Source organism: uncultured Cardiobacterium sp., assembly GCF_938028185.1.
Taxonomy (GTDB): Bacteria; Pseudomonadota; Gammaproteobacteria; order Cardiobacteriales; family Cardiobacteriaceae; genus Cardiobacterium.
In genome coordinates, this window is record NZ_CALJAH010000315.1 from 1 (window position 1) to 7114 (window position 7114).

5 protein-coding genes are annotated in these 7114 nt (G+C 61.8%); 3 read left to right on the top strand and 2 right to left on the bottom strand.

Features of this window, described 5'->3' with window-relative positions:
- Positions 1–234: 234 nt before the first annotated feature.
- On the bottom strand, positions 235–1143 hold the full coding sequence (locus Q0349_RS09215) for a DMT family transporter (protein ID WP_298080580.1): 909 nt from the start codon (positions 1141–1143) through the stop codon (positions 235–237).
- Positions 1143–4676 carry a DNA polymerase III subunit alpha gene (dnaE, locus tag Q0349_RS09220; RefSeq protein ID WP_298080581.1) on the bottom strand — a complete coding sequence of 1178 codons (3534 nt, stop codon included), beginning with the start codon at positions 4674–4676 and terminating at the stop codon, positions 1143–1145. Before dnaE ends, Q0349_RS09215 begins: the two co-directional genes overlap by 1 nt.
- Before the next feature lie 177 nt (positions 4677–4853).
- Here dnaE and Q0349_RS09225 point away from each other — a divergent pair, with 177 nt between their 5' ends.
- The 3 genes from Q0349_RS09225 to Q0349_RS09235 are packed head-to-tail and all read left to right on the top strand — an operon-like array spanning position 4854 to position 6958.
- On the top strand, positions 4854–5084 hold the full coding sequence (locus Q0349_RS09225; RefSeq protein ID WP_298080582.1) for a hypothetical protein: 231 nt from the start codon (positions 4854–4856) through the stop codon (positions 5082–5084).
- Positions 5051–5254: a hypothetical protein gene (locus Q0349_RS09230; protein ID WP_298080584.1), complete on the top strand. Its 204-nt coding sequence runs from the start codon at positions 5051–5053 to the stop codon at positions 5252–5254. Before Q0349_RS09225 ends, Q0349_RS09230 begins: the two co-directional genes overlap by 34 nt.
- Positions 5255–5281: 27 nt before the next feature.
- Positions 5282–6958 carry a TonB-dependent receptor gene (locus Q0349_RS09235; protein WP_298080585.1) on the top strand — a complete coding sequence of 559 codons (1677 nt, stop codon included), beginning with the start codon at positions 5282–5284 and terminating at the stop codon, positions 6956–6958.
- Positions 6959–7114 lie beyond the last annotated feature (156 nt).

Consider the following 7114-nt stretch of genomic DNA (forward strand, 5'->3'; position numbering starts at 1 on the left):
GGTTTGGAATTTTGTCGGGTTGCCGTGCAAGTTATGGTTTGGAAGGAAGTCTATTGTCATGCGAAGTTTGTTTATCCCTGCCCTCACCCCAACCCCTCTCTCTTGCTGCGCAAGCAATACTTGTCGCTGCGCGAGCTGTTCCAGTCCCAGAGGGAGAGGGGCTTATCCACGGAAATGCAAACACGCCCTAAGAAAAACGCCGCATCATGCGGCGTTTGTTCGTTGCAGGCGGCGTTATGCGCGCCGTCCGCTTTGCATCAGCAGCATGCCGCAGACGGTGAGTGTGCCACCGGCGACCAGCGACAGGGTGAGCGGTTCATGCAGCCACAGCGCGGCGATGAGTACGGCGAAGACGGGGATGAGCGTCATGTACGCGGCGGTGCTGCCTGCGCCGAGGGCGGCGATGCCTTCGAAATACCAGAGGTAGGCGAGCAGGGTCGCGCCGAAGGACAACGCCAGCAGTATGAGCCAGATGGATGGCGCTATGTGTGCGAGGCCCGCCCAGGCGGCCGTGCCTTCTGCGGCAAGGCTGACTGCAAGCAGCATCACGCCGCCGATGAGGGCGGTGGCTGTGGTTGCGGTGAGCGCGTCTATGCCGGTCAGCACGCGCCGCCCGATGAGTGAGTAGCTGACCCAGCAGAAGATGCAGCCGAAAATCAGGTATTCGCCCGTGCCGAGCGCGCCGAGGAGCAGCAAGGGGTTGCCGCGCGCGGCGACGATGAGCGAGCCGCCCACCGCCAGTATCATGCCGCCGAGGATGCGGCGGTTGAGCCGTTCGCCAAACAGCCACGCCGCGCCGAGCATGATGAGCGCCGGGTTGATGGAGAAGATGACGGCGGCGCGTCCGGCGCCGATATGGCGCAGGCCGAGCATGAAGAAGATGGCGTAACCGCTGACGCCGCAGGCGGCGGCGAGCGCAAGTCCCGCCCATTGGCGGCGGTTGAGGGCGGTGAGCGCGCGCAGCCGGTCGCGATGGTACAGCCACAGCAGCAGGAAAACGGTGGATATCAGGAAGCGCAGGGTGGCGGCGGTGAGTGGCGGCATCGCCTGGGCGACGATGCGTCCCCACGTCCATGCCGCGCCCCAGATAAGCGCCATGCCGAGCAGTTGTGCGTGGATGCGCCAGTGTGGTGCGTGGTTCATCAGTAATGTCTCCGTATTTGCGGCTCTGCCAGGAGGTGTTCGAGGCGTCGCAGGTTGTCGTGGTCGATGCGGTAGGCGGCGGGCAGGTGCAGGCGGCCTTGGGCGTTGATGGCCGCGTTTTGCAGGGTGATGCTGATGCGGGCGCCGTGGCTGTCTTCCAGCGGTGCGAGGGTATCGCGCAGCTCTTGCCAGATGTCATCCGGCAGGGCGGTGGCGTCCACGGTGAAGTCGAGTTTTTGCAGCAGTTCGTAGCGGGCCTCGTAGTAGTCGTGGATGGTCTCGGCGTTGATGCGCCATTCTTCTTTGTAGTAGTTGTAGTCGGCTTTGCCGTGGATGATGAGGATGTTGTCCGCTTTGCACAGGTCTTTGTATTGTTCTGCCGCCTTGCCGAAGACGCCGATTTCCTGCCGCCCGCTGCGGTCGTCCAGGGTGAGGAATATCATCGGGTTGCCGTTTTTTTTGCTGACCATGCTGCGCGCTTCTATCACCACACCCGCGAGGGTGACGTCGATGCTGTCGCCGCGCCGTGTTGGCCGTTGCCAGTTTTCCATGTTTTCTTGCAGTTGGGCGAGGTTGCGTCCCCGGCTGATTTGCAGCAGGGTGTCGCGCGCCTCATCTATCGGGTGCGCGCTGAGGAAGAGTCCCAGCGTTTGTTTTTCTTCGGCCAGTGTCTGCCGCAAGTCCCACGCCTCATTGGGGTTCATGATGAGGCTGGGCGGCTGGTCGCCGCTGCTGTCGCCGAATAATCCGAACATATCGCCCTGCCCTTGATGGCGGTTGCGGTGGTGCTGTTCGGCGAGTTTGATGGCTTGTTCGACGGCGGCGAAGAGCGCGCCCCGGTTTGGTTCGATGTTGTCAAACGAGCCAGCGCGGATGAGGGTTTCCAGCGTTTTGCGGTTGAGTTTTTTGAGGTCGAGGCGGCGGCACAGGTCTTCGAGCGAGGTGTAGTCGCCGTTTTTGGCGCGTTCTTCGAGGAGGATGTTAATCGCCGCTTCGCCGACGCCTTTGACGGCGCCCAGGCCGTAGATGATTTCGCCGCGCTCGCTGACGGTGAAGGTGTATTGGGAGCGGTTGATGCAGGGCGGGATGACGGTCAGCCCCATGTCGCGCGCTTCGTTGATGAAGCGGACGATTTTGTCGATTTTTTCGATTTCCGAGGTGAGTACCGCCGCCATCAGCTCCGCCGGGTAGTGCGCTTTCAGCCACGCGGTTTGGTAGGAAAGCAGCGCGTAGGCGGCGGAATGCGATTTGTTGAAGCCGTATTCGGCGAATTTCGCCATGAGATCAAAGATATCGGTCGCCTGTTTTTCCGGCACGCCGCGCTCCACCGCGCGGCTGACGAAGATGTTTTTGTTGCGCGCCATTTCTTCGGCTTTCTTTTTGCCCATCGCGCGGCGCAGGTTGTCCGCCTCTCCAAGGGTGTAGTTGGCGAGTTTTTGCGCGACCTGCATCACCTGCTCTTGGTAAACCATGACGCCGTAGGTGGTCTTCAGGATGTCTTCGAGGTCGGGGTGCGGGTATTCGACTTCGGCGAGGCCGTGTTTGCGGTTGATGAAGTCGTCCACCATGCCGGAGCCGAGCGGGCCGGGGCGGAACAGGGCGACGAGGGCGATGATGTCTTCAAAGGTGTCCGGGCGCAGTTTGCGGATGAGTTCTTTCATGCCGCTGGATTCGAGCTGGAAGACGGCGGTGGTGCGCGTCGATTGCAGCAGCGCGTAGGTGTCGGGGTCATCGAGCGGCAGGGTGGCGATGTCCAGCGGCGGCTCGCCTTCGCGCGCGCGGCGGCTGTTGATGTGGCCGAGCGCCCAGTCGATGACGGTGAGGGTGCGCAGGCCAAGGAAGTCGAATTTGACCAGTCCCATCGCCTCGATGTCGTCCTTGTCGAATTGGGTGGCGATGTTCGCCCCGGCGCTTTCGCTGTAGAGCGCGGAAAAGTCGGTCAGTTTGGTCGGCGCGATGACCACGCCGCCGGCGTGTTTGCCGACGTTGCGCGCAAGTCCTTCCAGTTGTAGCGCGGTGTCGATGATTTCGCGCATTTCTTCGTCTTTTTCGTAGAGCTCCTGCATCGCCTCCGAGCGCAGCTCCGCCTTTTCCTGGCTTTTGGCGCTGCGGCCAAGCGCGTCCGGCAGGGTGACGCCGAGGACGGGCGGCACGGTGGCGACCAGTTTATCGACCACCGGATACGGCACACCGAGGACGCGGCCAACGTCGCGCAGTACCGCCTTCGCTGCCATCGTGCCGTGGGTGGCGATTTGCGAGACGCGCTGCGCGCCGTATTTGTGCGAGACGTATTCGATGACTTCGTCGCGCCGCTCCATGCAGAAATCGACGTCGAAGTCGGGCATGGAAACGCGTTCTGGGTTCAAAAAGCGCTCAAAGAAGAGGTCGTAGGCGAGCGGGTCGAGGTCGGTAATTTTCAGCGCGTAGGCGACCAGCGAACCCGCGCCGGAACCGCGTCCGGGGCCAACCGGGATGTCGTGGTCTTTCGCCCACTGGATGAAGTCGGCAACGATGAGGAAGTAGCCGGGGAAGCCCATCTGGTTGATGACGCCGAGCTCAATGTCAAGGCGCGCGTCATACGGCGCGCGCTTGGCGGCGCGCTCCGCTTCGTCCGGGAACAATTGCGCCAGGCGCAGTTCCAGCCCGCTTTTCGCGCTGTCAATAAGGAACGTTTCAATATTGACGCCGTCCGGTAGCGGAAAATCAGGCAGATAATTCTTGCCCAGCGTCAGCTCCAGATTGCAGCGCTGCGCCACGGCGTGGGTGTTGGCAAGCAATTGCGGCGCATCATGAAAGCGCTCCGCCATCACCTCATCGCTGGTGAGATGGTACTTCTGCGTGAAATAGCGCGGTCGTTTGTCATCGGCGAGCTGCCAGCCATTGCTGATACAAACGCGCACCTCATGCACATCGTAATCGTCCGCCGTGGGGAAACAGGCGAGGTTGGTGGCGACCGCTGCGATGCCCAATTTGCGCCCGGCGTCGCGGCACCAGGCGAAATACTCCGCCTCGCCCGGCTGGCCAAGCCGCGCCAGTTGCAAATAATAGCGACCGGGAAAAATCCCCTGCCAAAACGCGGCGCGTTGCTCCGCACCCTGCGCATCGCGGCGGCGGAGAAAGCGCGCCAAATCGCCGTCAATGCCGCCGGAAAGGGCGAGCAGCCCCTCGCATTGCGCCGGGGTAAAGCGCTCAATATGCACCGCCACGCCCTGATGGTCTTGGTCGTACTGATAGGCGAAGCTGACCAGCTCGCAAAGATGGATGAAACCGGTGAGATTTTGCGCGAGCAGAATCAACTGATTATCCGTGCCGTCGCTGTCGCGCACGGTGAGGTCGCAGCCAATAACCGGCTTGATGCCCGCCGCCCGCGCTTTCTTGTAGAACTTGAGCGCGCCGTAGAGATTGTTGCGGTCGGTGAGGGCGACCGCCTCCGCGCCCTGGCTTTTGGCAAAATCGACAATCTCGCCGACGCGCAAAATACTGTCGCTCAAAGAAAATTCGCTGTGGATGTGCAGATGGGTCAGGGCATTCATGATTCGCTGTCAGGGTGCAAATGAAGGGCGCGTAGCTTAGCGGGAAAGCGGGCGCGATGCCATTGGCGGATGGCACCTTGCGGATTTGGCGTGGATTCATGTGGATAGATGATAAAAATTGACATCGGAATAAGAATAATCATCACGAGGACGAAATCAGTCCACAAGGAAATCCTCATGAAACCGCAACATTTTCCACACATGACGGTCTTGCCCGGCAAACTGCCACTGGCTTTGCTGGTGGCGCAGGCGTGCTGCCTGCCTGCACTCGCCGCCCCGGCGGACAGCAAAAGCGGCGGCGAGCAAACGCTGGCGCCGGTCGTCGTTTATGCTATGCCGGGCGGCAGGCGCTGGAGCACCGTCCGACCAGTGATTTGCGCAGCCTGTTTGACTACACTCCCGGCGTGAATTTCGTCGGCGGCAGTTACAACCCACTGAACGAGGTGGAAATTCGTGGCATGGGCAGCCAGAGTTCGGACGTGATGGGCAACGGCGCCAACCGGGTGACGATGGACTTGGACGGCATGGAAATGAGCCCCGGCCTGAGCTACGGCTACTACACCCGCACCGGTCGCTAGTACTTTGACCCGGCTGACCTGAAAGAAGTGGAAATCGAAAAAGGGCCGGGCGCGAACGGCCTCTCCGGCAGCGTCCGCCTGCGCAGCAAGGACCCGCAGGATTATCTGCGCGATGGCGCCAACTTCGGCGGCGAAGTACGCGACGGATTCAACGGCGAAAACCGCGATTTTTCTACCGGCGCCAGCGTTGCCGGGCGTTTTGACGATGCCAACAGCGCGTCCATCAGCTACAGCCGCCACTGGTTCCATGAGCGCAAAAACCGCAGCGGCCGCGATATTGACGGCCCCGACCGCACCTACAACGACCCGGTCTCCGGCCACAGCAATTCCGTCAATGGCAAATGGATTTACCAGCCCAATGACGCGCACAAATTCACCCTTGCCCTCCAACACTACGACGTGGAAAGCAACAGCCGCCAACGGCAACGCATCGGCACTGCCAGCCGTGGCGCGGGCAACATCCTCGACTCGCACAACACCCGCACCAACCGCCGCGATGCCGTCTCCGTGCGCCACGACATCAGCGCCGCCACACCGCTGTTCGACCAGATGAACTGGCAACTGGGCGTGCAGCGCGGCAGCAGCAAGGGGCGCAACACCAACCTCATGCCCAGCGGCAATTTCTACGACAACGACGACTACAAAAACACCGACTATAGCCTGAGCACCGGCTTCGCCAAAAGCATTGACGGCGGCGTGCGCCAGGACATCGACTACGGTCTCAAACTGCGCTACGGCAGCAGCAACTTCGGCTCGGAAAACATCACGCCAACCACGCGCACCAAGGGCAGCTACTTCGCCGTGGAAAAAAGCAAACGCTTCCAGGGCGAAATCCGCGCCGCCGACCGCATCAGCTTCGGCACAAGCGGCATCAGCGTTACCCCGTCGGTCAGCCTCACCCACGCCCGCATCAGCCACGACGGCAAACTGCCGGACTACAACAAAACCGCGCCCGGCGGCGGCCTGCGCCTCGAATACCAGCCGAACGACAACCACCTCATCAGCGCCGACTACCACCGCGCCACCCGCATCCCCGGCTTCATCGAACTGGGCAGCACCCGCTTCAACAGCCCCGACTACCAGTTGAAACCGGAAACCGCCGACGGCTTTGAACTTGCCTGGGCGAGCAACGGCGCGCTTGGCCGCCAGCGTACCGCGCTCTACTACAACCACTACAACAACCTCATCAGCGTTGATTGCGGCATGAACACCAACGACCCCTGCCTGTTCTACAACACCGACGGCCACAGCAAAATCTACGGCGCCGAATTTGAAGGACGGCTGAACCTCAACGCCTTTGGCCTCGCCGACGGCCTCGCGCTCGAAGGCGCCGCCGCCTACGGCAAAGGCAGCAACAGCAAAGGGCAGCCGGTGAGCCGCATTGACCCGTTCAACGGCTACCTCGGCCTGCGCTACGACGCGCCACAAGAGCGCTGGGGCGTGGCGAGCCGCGTCAAATTCGCCACCGCGAAAAAAGGCAGCGCGCTGCCGGAGCGCGCCAAACCGCTCGGCGGCTACGGCACGGTCGAACTCACCGGCCACTACAAACCGATGGACAACCTCACCATCAACGGCGGCGTCTATAACCTCTTCAACAAAGACTACGGCCTGTGGAGCCGCGCCCGCAGCCACCCGGACGGCTACGCCCCACCGTTTAGCGAGCCGGGACGCTACGTGGCGGTGAGCTTCCGTTACCAGTTCTAAAAATGCTCCCTCCCCCGCAGGGCGAAGCCCGCAGCGGGGGAGGGTCGGGGTGGGGGTAAGCGATATAGTTGATGACTCGGAATCCAGTTTTTCACGTTTGCTGCCCTCACCCCAGCCCTCTCTCTTGCTTCGCAAGCAATGCTTGTCGCTGCGCGA

What these genes read in the sequence shown, in the direction of transcription:
- Q0349_RS09215 (WP_298080580.1), bottom strand. Translation starts at nt 1,143, where the DNA reads ATGAACCACGCACCACACTGGCGCATCCACGCACAACTGCTCGGCATG.
- dnaE (WP_298080581.1), bottom strand. Translation starts at nt 4,676, where the DNA reads ATGAATGCCCTGACCCATCTGCACATCCACAGCGAATTTTCTTTGAGC.
- Q0349_RS09225 (WP_298080582.1), top strand. Translation starts at nt 4,854, where the DNA reads ATGAAACCGCAACATTTTCCACACATGACGGTCTTGCCCGGCAAACTG.